Annotated in this window: 10 protein-coding genes; 7 read left to right on the top strand and 3 right to left on the bottom strand. The window is 73.4% G+C overall.

The genetic code is table 11. From position 1 onward, the window contains the following. Positions 1-54 precede the first annotated feature (54 nt). Positions 55-1,806 (top strand): pyruvate dehydrogenase, encoded by a 1,752-nt coding sequence (locus tag H4F70_RS10775; RefSeq protein ID WP_182357184.1) that lies wholly within the window; start codon positions 55-57, stop codon positions 1,804-1,806. A 21-nt stretch (positions 1,807-1,827) separates the two neighbouring features. Here H4F70_RS10775 and dhaL read toward each other — a convergent pair whose 3' ends face one another. Next, positions 1,828-3,570 carry a dihydroxyacetone kinase subunit DhaL gene (dhaL, locus tag H4F70_RS10780; RefSeq protein WP_182357185.1) on the bottom strand — a complete coding sequence of 581 codons (1,743 nt, stop codon included), beginning with the start codon at positions 3,568-3,570 and terminating at the stop codon, positions 1,828-1,830. Between the two features lie 111 nt (positions 3,571-3,681). On the opposite strand from dhaL, the gene H4F70_RS10785 reads away from it, so the two are divergent. The 3 genes from H4F70_RS10785 (at position 3,682) to H4F70_RS10795 (ending at position 5,834) form a co-directional block, all read left to right on the top strand. After that, positions 3,682-4,074, top strand: a complete 393-nt coding sequence (locus H4F70_RS10785) for a VOC family protein (RefSeq protein WP_182357186.1) — start codon at positions 3,682-3,684, stop codon at positions 4,072-4,074. 193 nt (positions 4,075-4,267) lie between these two features. Further along, entirely contained in the window at positions 4,268-5,533 is a 1,266-nt protein-coding gene (locus H4F70_RS10790; RefSeq protein WP_182357187.1) for a Na/Pi symporter, read from the top strand. 154 nt (positions 5,534-5,687) lie between these two features. After that, positions 5,688-5,834, top strand: coding sequence for a hypothetical protein (locus H4F70_RS10795; RefSeq protein ID WP_182357188.1), 147 nt, complete (start codon positions 5,688-5,690; stop codon positions 5,832-5,834). A gap of 15 nt (positions 5,835-5,849) precedes the next feature. On the opposite strand, the gene H4F70_RS10800 is transcribed toward H4F70_RS10795, so the two are convergent. Continuing rightward, positions 5,850-6,899 (bottom strand): lipoate-protein ligase LplAB, encoded by a 1,050-nt coding sequence (locus H4F70_RS10800; RefSeq protein ID WP_182357189.1) that lies wholly within the window; start codon positions 6,897-6,899, stop codon positions 5,850-5,852. Positions 6,900-6,908: 9 nt separating this feature from the next. Next, positions 6,909-7,874 (bottom strand): helix-turn-helix transcriptional regulator, encoded by a 966-nt coding sequence (locus H4F70_RS10805; RefSeq protein WP_182357190.1) that lies wholly within the window; start codon positions 7,872-7,874, stop codon positions 6,909-6,911. Positions 7,875-8,258: 384 nt separating this feature from the next. On the opposite strand from H4F70_RS10805, the gene H4F70_RS10810 reads away from it, so the two are divergent. The 3 genes from H4F70_RS10810 to H4F70_RS10820 are packed head-to-tail and all read left to right on the top strand — an operon-like array spanning position 8,259 to position 15,434. Further along, positions 8,259-9,908 carry a TIGR02677 family protein gene (locus tag H4F70_RS10810; RefSeq protein ID WP_182357191.1) on the top strand — a complete coding sequence of 550 codons (1,650 nt, stop codon included), beginning with the start codon at positions 8,259-8,261 and terminating at the stop codon, positions 9,906-9,908. Between the two features lies 1 nt (position 9,909). Continuing rightward, complete coding sequence (locus tag H4F70_RS10815) at positions 9,910-11,289, top strand: TIGR02678 family protein (RefSeq protein ID WP_182357192.1); 1,380 nt, start codon at positions 9,910-9,912, stop codon at positions 11,287-11,289. Beyond that, on the top strand, positions 11,286-15,434 hold the full coding sequence (locus tag H4F70_RS10820) for a TIGR02680 family protein (protein WP_220471693.1): 4,149 nt from the start codon (positions 11,286-11,288) through the stop codon (positions 15,432-15,434). Before H4F70_RS10815 ends, H4F70_RS10820 begins: the two co-directional genes overlap by 4 nt. The last annotated feature ends 6 nt before the right edge of the window (positions 15,435-15,440 follow it).

Genomic DNA, 15,440 nt, shown 5'->3' on the forward strand with positions numbered 1-15,440 from the left:
GGGCGTTCCGGTTAGCGTGGCGGCATCACCCGCCGCCCCACGCAAGGATCCGCCATGGCCAGGACGGTCGCAGACCAGCTCGTCAAGTCCCTCGTCGACGCCGGCGTCCGCCGCATCTACGGAATCGTCGGCGACAGCCTCAACCCCGTCGTCGACGCGGTGCGGCGCACCGGCGGCGCCGCGCAGGGCGGCATCGACTGGGTGCACGTGCGCCACGAGGAGGCGGCGGCCTTCGCCGCCTCGGCCGAGGCGCAGACGACGGGCCGGCTGGCGGTGTGCGCCGGGTCGTGCGGGCCGGGCAACCTGCACCTGATCAACGGGCTCTACGACGCGCACCGGTCCGGCGCCCCCGTGCTGGCGATCGCCTCGCACATCCCCAGCACCGAGATCGGGCGCGGGTACTTCCAGGAGACCCACCCGGACCGGCTCTTCGTCGAGTGCTCGCTGTACTGCGAGCTGGTGTCCACCACGGACCAGGCGCCGCACCTGTTCCGTGCGGCCATCCAGGCGGCGTCGGCCGACGACGGCGTCGCGGTGGTGACGCTGCCCGGCGACATCGCCTCGCAGCCCGCCACCGCGCCGCTCCCGCCGGTCGCCCTGCCGGCCCCGTCCACCCTGGTGCCGGACGACGACGCCGTGCGGATGCTCGCCGACGCGGCCAACGCGGCGGAGAAGGTCGCGATCTTCGCCGGCTACGGCGCCCGCGATGCGCACGACGACGTGGTGGCGCTCGCCGACGCCCTCGGCGCGCCGGTGGGCCACTCTTTGCGAGGCAAGGACTTCATCCAGTACGACAACCCGTTCGACGTGGGCATGACGGGTCTGCTGGGTTACGGCGCCGCGCACGCCGGCATCCACGACGCCGATCTGCTGGTCCTGCTCGGCACCGACTTCCCGTATTCGCAGTTCCTGCCCGACGACGTGGCCACCGCCCAGGTGGACACGTGCGCGTCGGTGATCGGGCGGCGCACCCCGGTGCAGTTCCCGGTGCACGGCGATGTGGGGGCCACCGTGCGGGCGCTGCTGCCGCGGATCCGCCGCAAGACAGACCGCGGCTACCTGGAGCGCTGGCGCAAGCGGCACGACGCGATCATGACGAAGTCCGTCGGCGCCTACACGCAGGACGTCGAGCACCTCGTACCAATCCACCCCGAGTACGTGGCGTCGATCCTCGACGAGGTGGCCGCGGACGACGCGGTGTTCTCCGCGGACACGGGCATGTGCAACGTGTGGGCCGCGCGCTACCTCACCCCCAACGGTCGGCGCCGGTTCCTCGCGTCCTCGCTGCACGGTTCGATGGCCAATGCGCTGCCGCACTGCATCGGCGCGCAACTGGCGCATCCCGGACGGCAGGTGGTGTCGATCTCCGGTGACGGCGGTCTGTCGATGCTGCTGTCCGAGCTCATCACCGTCGGCTCGTACCGGATCCCCGTCAAGATCGTCGTGTTCGACAATTCCACGCTGGGCATGGTCAAGGCGGAGATGCTGGTGGACGGGCTGCCGGACTTCGGTGTGGATGTGCCGCAGGTGGATTACCGCGGTATCGCCGCGGCGGCCGGCATCGACGCGCAGCGCGTGGACGAGCCGGAGCAGGTGCGCGGCGCGCTCGAGCGGGCGATGGCCGTGGACGGTCCGGCGTTGGTGCAGGTGATCACCGACCCGCGGGCGCTGTCGATGCCGCCCACCGTCACCGGCGCGCAGATCAAGGGGTTCGCGCTGGCGATGTCCAAGGTGGTCGTGGGCGGGGGCATGGGCGAGGCCGTGAGTCTGGCAAAGTCCAACCTGCGCAACATCCCCCGGCCGTGACGGTCGGACCGGCTCCGATGGTCACGCCGCCCGTGACGCCTCCTCGAACAGCCACGCCATGACCAGGGCACCCGGGTCGATGACGCCGCGGGCGGCTTCGCCGATGTAGCTGGCGCGGCCGCGGCGGGCGGTGATCCCTTCGGTGGACTCGGCCCCCTGCGCCGCCGCTTCCGCCGCCGAGGACAGCACCGCGGCCGGGGAGGCCTCGTTCCCCACCCCCGCTTCGAGGGCCCGCACCGCCGGGTCGAGCGCGTCGATCATCGTCTTGTCGCCGACGCGCGCGCCGCCGAGCGCCGTGATGGCGTCGAGCCCGGAGCGCGCGCCGCGGGCGAGGTCCGCGACGGACAGGTCCTCGGTACCAGACTTGGCAGCGGCGCCCCCGAGTCGGCGGAACCAGACACCGAACAGGGCGCCCGACGTGCCGCCCGCATGGCCGAGGTACGCGTCCGAGACTGCGGCGAAGGCCTGCGACGGCGAGGACGCGGTGCGCAGCGCGTCGAGGTCGAGGCGGCCGAGCGCCGCGACCATGTTGGTGCCGAAGTCGCCGTCGCCGGCCTGCCGGTCCAGCCTGGTGAGCGCCGGTTCCTCGTCGATGACCCGGCGCGCCCAGGCGCCGAGCCACTCCCCCACGGCATTGCGGCCCGCGGGCCGCCCGTCCGGACGACCGGGCCCGGTCGCGTCGCCGGGCATTATCCCACCGTCCGACGACGGCCCGGTTGCGCCGGGGGCGAGCGCGCGGCGCGACGGGGCGTTGGGCCAGGCGGGCGCATCGGTGGGCGCGTCCCACAGCTCCAGGATCTCGTCATCGCAACGGATCAGGGTGATCGACGCGCCCGCCATGTCGAGCGCCGTGGTGAACGACCCGACCAGCGACCGCTCGACGATCAGCCCCCGGTGCGTGAGGTGGTCGTGCAGCTCACCGAACAGCAGGTGCAACTCCAGCGGATGGGTGGCGCCCAGTCCGTTGACCACGACGATGAGCCTGTCGCCGTCCGCGGGCCGCAGCGCGTCCAGGACGCGGTCGGCCAGCAACCGCACCAGCTCGCGCGCCGGCATCGCGTCACGGCGTTCGGTGCCCCGCTCGCCGTGGATGCCGATGCCGATCTCGATCTGCCCCTCCGGCAAGTCGAACGACGGCTCGCCTGCGCCCGGCAGTGTGCACGGCCGCAGCGCCACCGCCATGCTGCGCGCGCCGTCCGCCACCCGCCGACCCAGTGCCGCCACGGTGGCCAGGTCGTCGCCCCGCTCGGCCGATGCCCCGCAGATCTTCTCCACGGCGATGGTCGCCGCGGTGCCCCGCATGCCCGGTCCGACGGCCTCCCCCGCCTCGTCGGTCCCCTTGTCGCTGGCCACGTCGTCGGCCACCAGCACGTGTTCCACGGCGATGTCCCGCTCGCCGGCCAGGTCGGCGGCGATGCGGAAGTTCAGTACGTCGCCGGTGTAATTCTTCACCACATGCACCACGCCGGCGCCCGCGTCCACCGCGCGCGTCGCCACGTCGATCTGCAGCGCGTTGGGCGAGGTGAACACCAGGCCCGGGCACGCGCCGGCGAGCATGCCGCGCCCGATGAAGCCCGCGTGCATCGGCTCATGTCCGGAACCGCCGCCGGAGAGCACCGCCACGGTGCCCGGCTCCGGCGGCGTACGGCGCGTGAGATATCCGGGATCGGCGTGCCACGCGAGGTCGTCGGTGCAGGCCGTGAGCCCGCGGATCGCGTCGGCCACGAAAGACTTCGGTTCGTTGACGAACTGCGTATGGGCCATGAGTTCTCGCGCACCTTTCCGCTTGCACCGGATCCGTGTCCGAGCCTATCGGCCGGAACCGGGATCGCGTGACGGCTCGACACTCGCGGGATGCGCAGCACAATGGGCCGCATGGACATACTCAGTGGAAGGATCCTGCTGCGGCCGTCGGACCTGTCCGCGTCGCAGTCGTTCTACCGGGACACGCTCGGTCTGGCCGTCGCCCGCGAGTTCGGGGCGCCGGACCACCCGGGAATCGTGTTCTTCCTCGGCGGCGCGCTGCTCGAGGTGTCGGGTTCCGGGCCCGCGGGCGGACGGGACGGGATGGAGCTGTGGATGCAGGTCCGCGACGTCCGCGCCGAGCACACGCGCCTCGCCGCGGCCGGTGTCACGGTGCTGCGCGCGCCGCGGACCGAGCCGTGGGGGCTGATCGAGATGTGGATCGCCGACCCGGACGGGGTGCGGATCGCGGTGGTGCAGATCCCCGACGACCACCCGCTGCGGCGCGACGTCCGGAACCTGTGAACCGCCCGGGGCGCTCCGGGCGGCCGCGTATGTGACCGCCGCCCCACCTCCGCATGGCCGCCGGGCGGCGAGGACCGAAGAGTACGCGTATCCGACACCGTCCGGCATCCGGCAGTTTGCCGTTCGTTCACTTGGCACTGCCAGCATCACGGGTGAACCGACTGGAACACCGACTACGACACAGGAGTCGTCGATGCTGGAAGCCGGCCGCCGCGCGGGAGGAACCGTCCTCTCCGAGACCACGGCGGATGAGATCCCGACCGGGCAGGGCCCCACGCCCCGCCCGTCGGCCGCTCCCCGCCCCGCCCCCTCCGCGCCCCAGGTGCCCGGTCGCCGCGCCACCATCACCCGATGGCTGGGCGTGGCCGCGATGCTGTACCTGCTCATCTGCGCGATCGGCGTCATCGGCGACGGATTCAACGGCCTCGGCGCGGGCACGGCCGAGAACCTGTTCGACTTCGCCACGAACCCGATCATCGGCCTGTTCGTCGGCATCCTCGTCACCGCGATCATCCAGTCGTCCTCCACCACCACGACGCTCGTCGTCACCGCGGTGGGCACCGGGATGATGCCGGTGTCGGTGGCGGTGCCGATGATCATGGGCGCCAACATCGGCACCTCGGTGACGAACACCCTGGCCTCGCTGGGGCATGTGGGGAACAAGGCCGAGTTCCGCCGGGCGTTCGCCGCGTCGACGGTGCACGACTTCTTCAACCTCACGGCGGTGGCCATCCTGCTGCCGCTGGAGCTGCTCTTCCACCCGCTCGAACGGCTTTCCGGCATGCTCGCCGGCTTCGCCTACGGCACCGTGCTGCCCGACCCGGACAACGCCGACATCATCGGCACCGTCTCCAGCCCGGTGGTCGACGCCCTGGGCATGCAGGGTGCGCTGGGCGTGCTCGGCGGCGGCACCGTGAGCGCCGTGGCGACGATCGTGCTGGGCGTCGCGCTGATCTTCCTCGCGGTCCGCTACATGGGCAAGCTGCTGCAGGTGCTCATGGTCGGCAAGGCCAAGGCGGTCCTCGAGCGCACCGTCGGCGGCAACCCGATCGTCGCGATGGGCGCGGGCGCGGGGGTCACCGCGGTCATCCAGTCGTCGTCCGTCACCACGTCGATGCTCGTGCCGTTCGCCGGCTCCGGCGCGCTCACCACCAAGCAGATCTATCCGCTCACGCTCGGCGCGAACGTGGGCACCACCATCACGGCGCTGCTGGCGGCGTTCGCGATCACCGGCGGCGACGCGCAGCTGGCGCTGCAGGCCGCGTTCGTACACGTGCTGTTCAACGTGATCGGCATCCTCATCATCTACGGGCTGCCGTTCCTGCGGTGGGTGCCGGTGCGCTGCGCCGAGATCCTCGCCGCGGTGGCCAGCGAGCACAAGTCCATCGCCGCCGCATGGGTCATCACGGTGTTCCTCGCGATCCCCGCACTCGGCGTGTTCATCTACACCCTCCTCTAGGATCTCCGCACTGATCGGGCCGGACTCCGCAGGGGTCCGGCCCGATGCGCATCCCGCGTCCGGCACCCGGTCGACGCCTCGTGTTCACCTTCTGTTAACCTAGGTGCACAAAGACGACGAGCAGCCGACGAAACGGGGCTGCGGAGGTGATGACATGGTGCAGCGACGAGGCGACGCGATGACCGCCGAGGGGCGACTGGCGCTGGCGCACGCCCAGATCGCGCTGCTCCCGGACGACCTGTCCCGCACCCGCGGTCACTGGGGCGATTTGCGACAGTTCCTCCACGCCCTCGCCGCCTGATCGCGCGCGTCTGCTCTACGGGACGCGGCGCGTCCACTCCCTGCTGGAGAACTTGCTGTCCACCAGTTCCCGCGCCCGGGCCAGCTCGGCCTCGGTGTAGTCGGCATCCCGGGTGGCGTAGTGCGCCCGGAAGTGCGCGGCGAACGCGTCGATGATGTCGGCGCGCGCCATGCCGGTCTGCGAGCGCATAGGGTCCACACGCTTGGCCGCGCTGCGGATGCCCTTGTCGGAGAGCTTCTCCTTGCCCACCCGCAGGACCTGGCCCATCTTCTCCGCGTCGATGTCGTACGCCATCGTCACGTGGTGCAGCACGGCGCCGGAGGCGAATCGCTTCTGCGCCGCGCCGGCGATCTTGCCCTTGTCGGAGGCGATGTCGTTGAGCGGCACGTAGCGGGCGGTGATGCCGACGTCGGCGAGCGCGCCCATCACCCACTGGTCGAGGAACTCGTAGGAGCGCTCGAAGCTGAGCCCCTCCACCAGCGAGGCGGGCACCGCCAACGAATACGTGATGCAATTGCCCGGCTCCATGAACATGGCGCCGCCGCCGGAGATGCGCCGCACGATACCGATACCGTGACGCTCCGCGGCCGCCTCGTCCACCTCGTTGCGCACCGATTGGAACGAGCCGATCACCACCAGCGGCGAGTCCCAGTCCCAGAACCGCAGCGTGGGCGGGCGCTCGCCCAGTGCCACTTCCCGGCTGATGACCTCGTCGAGCGCCACGTGCATCGCCGGGTCCAGCACGGCCGGGTCGATGACGTCGAAGGTGTGGTCCTGCCAGCCGGTCGCCCGCCCCAGCGCACGCCGGATCGCGATGCCCACCGACTCCGGGGTGAAGCCGATCATCGACACGTCCGGACTCAGCGCCCCGCTGATCGCCTGCCCCAGCTGGGCCGCGTCGGCGGTGACGGGCATCCCGGTGACCGCCGCGTTGAGATCCTCCAGGGCGTCGTCGGGTTCCAGGAAGAAATCGCCGGACACGTGCACCCGCGACAGCCGCCCGTCGTCCACGTCCACCTCGGCCGCGACCAGCTTGCCGCCGGGCACCTTGTACTCACCGCGCATGGCCCCAACCTATCCCGCCGCCCGGGCCAGGTGCTCCGCCAGGCGCCGGCACTCGCCGACCAGCTCCGGTGGCGACACCACCCGGAACTCGATGCCGTGCAGCGCGAGCCGCATCAGCAGCGCGTGCCGGTGCGTGCCGCGGATGCGGACCGTGAAGTCGCCGGTGCCCAGCACGTCCACCTCGGCTTCCTGATGGCGGATCGCCTCTTCCACTTCCCGCAGCGGCGCGCGGATCCGCAACTCGGCATCGTGCCACTCGTGGTACACGTGCGGAAACAGGTCGTCCCGCCGCCCCGGCGGCAGCGGACGGGGGTCGAAGCGACGGCGGGAGGGGCCCACAGCGTGCACCTCGTCGAGCCGTTGCAGCGTCCAGGCATGGTGGCGACGGTCGAATCCCACCACGTACCAGTGCGGGTGCCGGAACAGCAGCCGGTGCGGCTCGAAGAATGCGGCGCGAACCAGCCCCTCGCGGGTCTTCGTCGTCCATCGCAGCAGGAAGCGGGCGGCGATGGCCTGCGTGACGGTGAACAGCATGGCCGCGTCGACGGGCGGGGCCAGGCTGAGCAGGGGTTGGATCCGTCCGCATTCGACCGCGGTGCGCCGGTGCAGCCGTTCCGGCAGGAAGCTCTCCAGCTTGGCCAGGGCTCTCGCGGCGGCCGCGTCGAATGCGCCGCCGGCGATCGGTGAGGCCGGGTCCGCGGTGCCCGCGACCACCGCCAGCCCGACGGCGGCCGCCACCGCCTCGTCGTCGTCGAGCGACAGCGGCGGCATGTTCCGACCGCGGGTCAGCCGGTACTCGCCGCGCGGCCCAGGCGTGGAAGCGATCGCGAATCCGAGCGCGCGCAGCCGCGCCACGTCGCTGCGGATCGTCCGCGTACTGGTGCCGAGCTTGTCCGCCAACTCCTCCCCCGGGCGGCTGCCACCCTCCTGTAGCGCTCCGACCAGCATGAACATCCTCTGTGCGACATCCCCCATGTCCTTCATTCTGTCCTAGGGATCGCGGATGCAAACGCGTTGCGCGACACGCTGTGGACAACAGGCAGGTTTCCCACAGGCGGCGAAGTCCGCATCAGTGAACAGCAGGTTTCGTGCTATGCGGCGCGGGCAAACCGCACGCGATCTCTTCCGCGATCCGCAGCCTGCAGAGAGACACATCGCCTCCCCCGACCGGCCAGAGAACGCGCGGTTCCGACTACCAGATCGCACCGCCGACTGCATGTCGAGAGCATCGTCCGCAGCCGTCCGCGCGCAAGATCACACCGCCCCATGCCTCACCCCGCACGCGGCGCCCGATACCTCTATCCTCGGCTTCGGCCGATCCTCGGCTGCCACCCCAGGAGCTCCGATCGAAAGGCGACGATGGACCAGGCGGACGCACCGGCCGAGACCCCCAGGCCGTTCGCTCACCTGCAACAGCCGGGAGCCCCGCTGTATCGCGCGATCATGGGCACGTTCGTGCAGGCCAAGCGCAGGTTCATCGTGCACCTGCGGCCGGAGGACATCCGCGCGATGCTCCCGGACCACGGCCGCACGCCCGCCGAAAGCCCGTCTCTCGACGGCGCCCTCGCCTCGCTGGAGCACTGGGGGAACCTGCGTTCGGACCCGGACACCAGCCGGGTGACCAGCGTCGAGGAGTTCCGGCGGGCCCGCTACCTGTACCAGATGACCGACCACGGCCAGGCCGCCGAGGACGCGCTGCAGACGTACGAGGCGGCGCTGGGCCGGCGCGGGTCCCTGCAGTCGGTGGCGCTCGACGATATCGCCGGACGCCTGCGCGAGCTGCACACGCTCGCGTCGTCCGGCACCCCGGAGCCGGGCGCCACCCACCTGGCGCTGCGCACGCTCGTCGATCGCTTCGAGGATCTGGCCGCCAACGCGCAGGCCTTCATGTCCGCCCTGGCCCGGACCATCGACGTGCAGGACGCCGAGGCCGACGCCTTCGTCGCCTACAAGGAACGCCTCATCGAATACCTCGAACGCTTCATCAAGGACTTGGTGGGCACCGGCGCGGAGATCGCGCGGCTCGTCGAACAGATCGAGGACCTGGGTGTGGACCGGCTGCTGCGGATGGCCGCCGAGCGCGACACGCGCGACACCGCCCCGGGCCCCGCCGACGCCGGCGACACCGCCGACGCGGTCCTGGCGCGCAGCCTCGCGCTCTGGCGCGACCGATGGCAGGGGTTCCGCGCCTGGTTCATCGGCAGCGCGCACCACCCCAGCCAGGCGATGGTGCTGCGCGGCCAGGCGCGTTCGGCGATCCCCCGTCTGCTGCAGGTGGTCTCGGCCCTGCACGACCGGCGTTCGAGGCGCTCCGATCGCGCCGCAGACTTCCGCGCCCTCGCGCAGTGGTTCGCCGAGGCGCCGGACGAGGACGCGATGCACACGCTCTGGCGGTCCGCATTCGGCTTGCAGCCGTCCCGGCACCTCGGCGTGGACGCCGACACCCTCGAGGCGCGCGCCTACGACCCGGTCCCCCCGGAGACGCCGTGGGCCGACGCGCCGCCGCTGCTCATCAGCCCACGCCTGCGCCGCACCGGCAGCTACGAACGCCGCGGGCGGCCCGCCCAGGTGCTCGACCGTTCCCTCGCGCGTCGGCATCTGGCCGAGCGCGCGGCCCAGGAGGTGCGGGAGACGGCGCGCGCACGGGCACGGCTCGCCACCGGCGGGCCCGTGCGGCTGTCGGACGTGGGCACGCTGGAGCCGGCCGAGTTCCGGTTGTTCCTGGGGCTGCTCGGCGATGCGCTCGCCGCCAAGCCGCTCGGCGCGCGCACGGTGGAGGTGAGCACCGGCGACGGCGCCATGGCGATCCGGCTGAGCGAATGCGATGCCGCCGGGCCCGAGGCAGGCGAGTCCGGCGCTGCGATGGCCGAGATCCGCACCCCCGACGGGATCCTGCGCGGGCCGGACCACATCGTCGAAATCCGCGACCTCACCGCCGCGCCCACCGGCGTTGCCGGCCCTGTGGGAGACGAAGCCCCGCTCCCCGAGTTCGCCCGCCGGGGCGCCTGACATGGCAGGTTCACTGACCGATGCGCTGGCGCAGTCGCGCGACGACGAGCGCCGCCGGGCCGCGCGCGCGATCCTGCGGCGCCCGCTGCTGCGCGCCGACGGGCCGGACGCGGAATCGTTCGCGCTGGTGCAGCGCCACTCGGCGCACCTGCGCGCCTGGTTCCACACGCACGCCGGGTGGTCACTGCTCGTCACCCCGGAACTCGCACGGTTGACTAAGACGATGGACGCGGACGGCCCCGGCGCGCACACCCACCCCGCCGTCACCGCGCGCCCCCGCCGGCCGTTCACCCGCCGCCGGTACGTGCTCGCGTGCCTGCTGCTCGCGGTGCTCTCCCGCGCCGACGCCCAGATCACGCTCGGCGGACTCGCCGACGACGTGCTGCTGGCGGCCGCCGACCCGGATCTGGCGGCCACCGGCCTGGAGTTCACGTTGGACAGCCGGGCGCAACGCGGCGACCTGGCGGCGGCGGTGCGTCTGCTCATCGAGTACGGCGTGCTCAGCCGGGTGGCGGGCGACGAGGACCTGTTCGTCGAGGACACCGGCGACGTGCTCTACGACGTGCACCGGCGCGCACTGGCGGGGATGCTCGCGTCGGCGCGCGGGCCCTCGACGATCGCCACCGCTGCATCATCCGGCCCCGCCGAGCGCTTCGCCGAACGCCTGGCGCGGCTCACGTTCGAGCCGCCCGCGGGCTCGGAGCAGCTGGGCGACGAGCGCATCCGCCGGTGGCTGACGCGGCGACTGCTCGACGACCCGGTCGTCTACTACGACGACCTTTCCCCGCGGGCGCGCGCACTGCTGGACGGCCGGCGGGCCGCGTTGACCGGGGCTGTCGCCGACCTGACGGGGCTCGTCCCCGAGGTGCGGGCGGAGGGCATCGCGATGGTCGACCCGGACGGGACGCTCACCGACGTCCGCATGCCGGAGGGCGGCACCGACGGGCACGCGGCGCTGCTGCTGGCCACCCACCTCGCCACCGTCGACGTGCCCGTGCAGGTCGCGGAGCTCGAGTCGCTGATCCGGTCGCGCGCGCACGGATTCGCCGCACAAGGCTTTTGGCGCCGCGGCGCGGCGGAGCCGGGTGCGGACCGGATCATCGTGCGCACCGCGCTGGACCGCCTCGAGGCGCTGGGGCTGATCCGGCGCGGGCGCGGGGCCGACGGGGAGCCGACGGTGCAGCCGCGGCCCGCCATCGCCCGGTACGCCGTGACCGCGCCCGCCGCCGACGGCGTCATGGAGCTCCCCGGCCCTGAGGATCCCGACACCGCGAATCCTGAGGTCGAGCATTCCGACGCAGGGCACCCCGGCACTGCGCTCGCCGTCGAAGACCAGCCCGCAGAGCACTCGAGCAGACACACGGAGGAACACGCCCGGTGAGCACGCACACGAGCACGACCGCCGCCGACGCGCTGCCCGTGCCCGCCCGGGGCCGCTGGCAACCGCTGCGCGCCGGCCTGGTGGACCTGTTCTACTACGACCGCGAGGAGTTCTGGTTCCGCGACGGGCGCCTGCTGCTGCGCGGCAACAACGGCACCGGCAAGTCCAAGGTGCTGGCGCTCATGCTCCCGTTCCTGCTGGACGCCGACCTGTCGGCGCACCGCGTGGAGCCGGACGCCGATCCGAAGAAGCGCATGGAGTGGAACCTGTTGCTGGGCGGCGCCTACGACCATTCCGAGCGCCTGGGCTACACCTGGCTGGAGTTCGGCCGGGTCGACGACGACGGCACCGCGCACTACTGCACCATCGGCGCCGGGCTCAAGGCGGTGGAGGGACGCGGCATGCTGCCGCCGTGGTTCTTCGTCACCCCGCAGCGCATCGGGGCGGGCCTCGAGCTGGTCGACCACTCGCGCACCGTGCTCACCAAGGACCGGCTGTCGGCCGCGCTGGACGGGCACGGCACCCGCTTCGACCGCGCGGGCGAGTACCGGCGTGCCGTCGACGAGGCGCTGTTCGGCCTGGGCGCCCAGCGCTACGGCGCCCTCGTCGACCTGCTGGTGCAACTGCGCCAGCCGCAGCTGTCCAAGCGGCCCAGCGAGAAGGCACTGTCCGCGGCGCTGACCGAGGCGCTGCCGCCCCTGGATCCGGCGCTGCTGTCGGTGGCGGCCGAGTCGTTCCGCAGCCTGCAGGAGGACCGCGAGGAGCTCGACGGCCTGCGCGAATCGCAGAGCGCCACCGCGCGTTTCGTCGGCGTCTACGGTGCGTACGCACGGGTGGCGGCGCGCCGCCAGGCCGCCGGACCGCTCGCCGCGCAGGGCAGGTCCCGGCAGCTCGAGCAGCAGCTCCTCGACGCACAGACCCAATACACCGACGCGGAGGGGCAGGCCGAGGGGGCGCGCGACCGCATCGCCGAGGCGGGCGACCGGATCGCGACGCTGCGCACGCAGGACGCGGCGCTGCGCGACAGCACTGCCATGGACGCCGCGCGCGAGCTCGATGCGGCCCGTGCGGCGGCGCGCGAACGGGAGGCCGACGCCGACCGCATCGCCGGCGAAGCCCGGCAGTCGGAGGCGACGCGCGACCGGCTGGCCGACCGCGCCGCCGCGGCCAACGACGCGCTGGCCGAGGCGCAGCAGCGCCTGCACGGTGCGCGGGCGCGCGCCTCGGAACGGGCGGGGGCCGCCGGCCTGGCCGACGGCGCGCACGAGGCGGACGAGGCGCAGCGGCGGGTCGACGCCCAGCTGCGCGCCCTGGACCGGGTGCGCGCGCTCGCCGACGACGCCGCCCTGGGCGAACGGGCGTTGGCCGACGCGCGGCGGCGGCTCGACGACGTCGCCTCGCGCGCCGACGCGGCCGAGTCGCGGATCGCCTCCGCGCGCCGCGCCGTCGAGGAAGAGGCCGAGTCGTTCACCGACTCGGTGCGCACCCACCTTTCCACGACACGCGAACTGCAGGTGGCGGACCCGGCGGCGCTGTTCGCCGAGCTGGCCGACTGGTGCGGCTCCCCCTCGGGGCGCGGGCCCGTCGCCCCCCACCTCGACGCCGCGGAGTCTCGCGCCCGTGAGCAGCTCACCGCCCGCCGCGCCGGGCTGTCGGCGGAACTGTCGGGGCGGCGCACCCGCCGGGCGGCGTGGGAGGACGAGCTCGTCTCCGCCGAGTCCGGCGAGGACGCGGTGCCGCCGGTGCCGTACACCCGCCACCGGTCCCCCGGCGCCGGAGCGGACACGGGGGCCCCGTTGTGGCGGGTGACGGACTTCGCCCCGCACGTCACCGACGCCGAGCGGGCGGGCATCGAGGCCGCGCTCGAGGCGTCGGGGATCCTCGACGCCCGCATCGACTCCGACGGCGGCGTCACACACCCGTCGGCCGGTGAGCTGATCCTCGCTCCCGAGGCCGCGCCCGAGGCCGGCCCCTCTGCGCCGGGGGCGCACACCCTCGCGGCGGTGCTCGTCCCTGCGGCGGACCCCGAGGACACGGCCGCGGCCGCGCTGCCGACGGACGCGATCACGGTGGTGCTCGGCAGCATCGGCCTGGGTCCCGACAGCGGCCGCGCGTGCTGGGTGGCGCCCGACGGCCGGTTCCGCATGGGTGTACTCGCCGGCGCCTGGTCCAAGCCCGGCGCCCAGTACATCGGGCGCGGAGCCCGCGAGCAGGCGCGTCGGGCCCGGCTGCAGCGGTTGACCGGGGAGATCGCGGAGATCGACGCGCAGTCGGCCACCCTGGGCGAGCAGGATTCCGTTCTCGCCCAGCGCCTCACAACCCTCTCGGCGGAGCGCGCGGGTGCGCCGTCGGACGACGCGGTGCGCAGCGCCCGCCACGCGGTGGTGGCGTTGCAGAACGAGCTGCGCCGCCTGCACGAGGAGCGCGACACCGCCGCCGACGCCGTCGAGGAGGCCGCGGCGGAGCACCGGACCGCGGCGGAGTCGCTCCACGAGGACGCGGCCGACACCGGGCTGCCCGCGGCGCCGGCGGATCTCGACCGTATCCGCGACGCGCTCGGCGACTACCGCGTCGCGCTGGCCGATTTGTGGCCCGCGGCCGCGGCGGCGACCGCGGCGAAGGAGGCGTACGCCCAGGCCCGGGACGACCTGGGCCGCAGCGAGGAGGCGCGCGCCGCCGCCACCGAGCGGATGGACGACGCCCACGCGGCCGCCGAGCGGGCCCGGGTGCGGTATCAGACGCTGCGCGAGTCGGTCAGCTCGGACGTGGACGAACTGCACGAGCAGCTCGAATCCGTCCAGCGCCTCATCGCCGCGGCGGAGGCGGAGCAGCACGATGCGCGGCGCGATGAACGCGCGGCGCTGGAGGCCCGCGGCAAGGCGGACGGCCGCCGCCAGGAGCTCGCCGTCGAGGACGAGGCGGCGCGGGCCGCGCTCGCGGCGGCGGCGGACGGGTTCCGCCGGTTCGCCGCCTCGGGGCTGCTGGACCTGGCCCTGGCCGCCGGCTCCGGGGACCACGGCACGGCCGGCGATGCGCAGTCCGGTGCTCCCACTGCGCCGACGGATCACTCCACGGACGGGGTCGTCGCGTTCGCCCGCGCCGTCGACCGCGCGCTGGCCGGCGTCGACGCCGGCGACGCCGCGTGGCGGCGCACGCGTCAGCGGGTGACCGACGAGCACAAGGCCCTCGAAGACGTGCTGGGCCGGCGGGGCGACTCGTCGTCGATGCGGATGGTCGACGATGCGGCCGTCGTCGTCGATGTGACGTTCCGGGGACGCCCCGCGCCCGTCGCCGATCTCGACGTCATGCTCGCCGCCGAGGTCGCCGAACACGAGCGGCTCCTCACTGCGCGCGAACGCGAGATCCTGGAGAACCATCTGCTGGGCGAGATCTCGACCACCATGCAGGAGCTCATCTCCGGCGCCGAGGCGCAGGTGGCGCGGATGAACGACGAGCTGGCGTCGCGACCCACGAGCACCGGCATGCGTCTGCGCCTGGACTGGCAGCCGCGCGAGGACGGCCCGGCGGGGCTCGCCGAGGCGCGGCGGATGCTGCGCCGGAGCATCGACGGCTGGTCCGAGGAGGACCGCGAGGCGGTCGGCGGATTCCTGCAGCGGCGGATCCACGAGGTGCGGGCCCGCGACGCGGGCGGCACGTGGCTGGAGAACCTCGGCGAGGCGCTCGACTACCGCACGTGGTTCCGGTTCGTCATCGAACGGCACCAGAACGGCAAATGGCGCCCGGCCACCGGGCCCGCCTCGGGCGGCGAGTCGGCGCTGGTGGTGAGCGTGCCGTTGTTCGCGGCCGCGTCCGCCCACTACAGCTCGGCGGGCAATCCGCACGCGCCCCGGCTGGTGATGCTCGACGAGGCGTTCGCCGGCGTCGACGACAACGCGCGGGCGAAGTACCTGGGCCTGCTGGCGTCGTTCGACATGGACGTGGTGATGACGAGCGAGCGCGAGTGGGGCTGCTACGCGGAGGTGCCCGGCATCGCCATCGCCCAGCTGGCGCGCACGGACGGCGTGGAGGCGGTGCTCGTGACCCGGTGGGAGTGGGACGGCGCGCGCAAACTGCATGCGCCCGTGCCGGTCCGCGCCGACGCCGCCGCACCCCCGCCCCCGGGTCAGGACGGGCTCTGGGAGTAGGCGGGC

The organism is Tomitella gaofuii (assembly GCF_014126825.1).
Taxonomy (GTDB): domain Bacteria; phylum Actinomycetota; class Actinomycetes; order Mycobacteriales; family Mycobacteriaceae; genus Tomitella; species Tomitella gaofuii.

Coding starts and splice junctions, on each gene's coding strand:
- H4F70_RS10775 (WP_182357184.1), top strand. CDS start 55: ATGGCCAGGACGGTCGCAGACCAGCTCGTCAAGTCCCTCGTCGACGCC.
- dhaL (WP_182357185.1), bottom strand. CDS start 3,570: ATGGCCCATACGCAGTTCGTCAACGAACCGAAGTCTTTCGTGGCCGAC.
- H4F70_RS10785 (WP_182357186.1), top strand. CDS start 3,682: ATGGACATACTCAGTGGAAGGATCCTGCTGCGGCCGTCGGACCTGTCC.
- H4F70_RS10790 (WP_182357187.1), top strand. CDS start 4,268: ATGCTGGAAGCCGGCCGCCGCGCGGGAGGAACCGTCCTCTCCGAGACC.
- H4F70_RS10795 (WP_182357188.1), top strand. CDS start 5,688: ATGGTGCAGCGACGAGGCGACGCGATGACCGCCGAGGGGCGACTGGCG.
- H4F70_RS10800 (WP_182357189.1), bottom strand. CDS start 6,899: ATGCGCGGTGAGTACAAGGTGCCCGGCGGCAAGCTGGTCGCGGCCGAG.
- H4F70_RS10805 (WP_182357190.1), bottom strand. CDS start 7,874: ATGGGGGATGTCGCACAGAGGATGTTCATGCTGGTCGGAGCGCTACAG.
- H4F70_RS10810 (WP_182357191.1), top strand. CDS start 8,259: ATGGACCAGGCGGACGCACCGGCCGAGACCCCCAGGCCGTTCGCTCAC.
- H4F70_RS10815 (WP_182357192.1), top strand. CDS start 9,910: ATGGCAGGTTCACTGACCGATGCGCTGGCGCAGTCGCGCGACGACGAG.